This window comes from Rhodoferax sp. ZS1R8 (assembly GCF_056521325.1).
Genome location: NZ_JBWMBA010000075.1, coordinates 1 through 1,437 on the forward strand (window position 1 = coordinate 1; position 1,437 = coordinate 1,437).

2 protein-coding genes are annotated in these 1,437 nt (G+C 57.0%); one reads left to right on the forward strand and one right to left on the reverse strand.

Features of this window, described 5'->3' with window-relative positions; translation table 11 throughout:
• Window positions 1–414, reverse strand: a 414-nt coding sequence (locus AC097P_RS23870) for a class I SAM-dependent methyltransferase (RefSeq protein ID WP_479612914.1), incomplete at its 3' end; no start/stop codon positions are given.
• Window positions 415–887: 473 nt separating this feature from the next.
• On the opposite strand from AC097P_RS23870, the gene AC097P_RS23875 reads away from it, so the two are divergent.
• Window positions 888–1,437, forward strand: a 550-nt coding sequence (locus tag AC097P_RS23875) for a riboflavin synthase subunit alpha (RefSeq protein WP_479612915.1), incomplete at its 3' end; no start/stop codon positions are given.

Below are 1,437 nucleotides of genomic sequence, written 5' to 3' on the forward strand. Positions count from 1 at the left end.
AAAGGCAGGCGCTGGTCCGCGCGCTTCATGCGCCAGCAGGGCTCCGCGTTTGGCACCACCGTATCGCGCAAAGATGACGGCCAAGGCAATATGCAGCGGGTCGGTCAGCACGCGGTCGTTCCAGATCAGCGCCACGTGGCCTCGGGGTTTGAGCACGCGCAAGAATTCGATCCGTGCTGCCTGGATGTCGAACCAGTGGAAGGCCTGGGCGGCGGTGATCAGGTCCGCGGACGCGTCGGGCAAGGGCAGGTTTTCAGCTGTTCCGTTCGCGCTGCTGTAAGCCGGAACATGTGCCAGCGCGTGGTCCGCTGCTGCGCGCATGGCATCGCTGGGCTCAATGGCCGTGACCGTGTAGCCCTGTGCAAGAAGCCCCTGCGTCAGCAGGCCGGTGCCTGCACCAATGTCGTCCACCACGGCACCGGGCTGTAAATGGCGTGTACTCGGGCAGGGGCACTTCGCGTATTTCTGAGGCCATGAGATGTTCCGTCTGTTTGAGGTACGCCCATGCAGTGAGGGTGTTGGTGCCGCCGGCATGTACAAGTTGGATTTACCCTTGCCGATAGCCATCCGCTTCGTTGATACGTTCAAGTGAGCCCATTTTCGCCAGCGCAACTGAGGCGACTTCGAATACCTGGCCGGTGACGCATTCTCCGTCACCCGCTCGGTTGAGCAGCCAAGGCGAGCAGCGTTCACCAACCAGGCAGAGCTGGTACGTTCCACGCTGGTGAACAGGCCGGGCAAACGTCGGTCGTAGTCATTGGCAAAGTTGGGGAAAAATTCTTTAAGTGTGCAGTAAACGAAGACGAGGTGTTTCATAGTTTGTGGCGCAATAATCGCGCACTTGGTGTATTCCGTCCCCATCAGCATTAATTTACATTCATATCGCTATGTTTACAGGAATTGTTCAAGGAATCGCGACCATCTCGGCCATTGTCAACCACGAGGGCCTGCGCACATTCACGCTCGACTTTCCGCAGGGTTTTTGCCAAGATCTGACTGTTGGCGCCAGCGTATCAGTGGATGGCGTATGCCTCACTGTGACCGAATTGCTGTCACCAAATACTGCAGCCTTCGACGTTGTTCTGCAGAGTCTGAATGTGACCACTTTGAGTGAGTATGTGGTCGGCGCTACGGTCAATGTTGAGCGTGCCGCTAAAGACGGAGCCGAGATTGGTGGCCATCCGTTGTCGGGTCATATCGACTTCTTTTCGGAGATTGCAGAGGTCCAAACATCGCAAACGAACCGGGTCCTGCGCATAGCGATTCCCCCGATGTTCAGAAAGTACATTTTTGCCAAGGGCTACATCGCCATCAATGGCGCCAGTCTGACTGTTGCCGAAGTGAACCGTGCGGAAGGTTGGTTCGAAGTGTGGCTGATACCGGAAACCCGCAGAGTCACAGTGTTTGAACGCAAAGGCGTCAGTGACCGCGTCAACG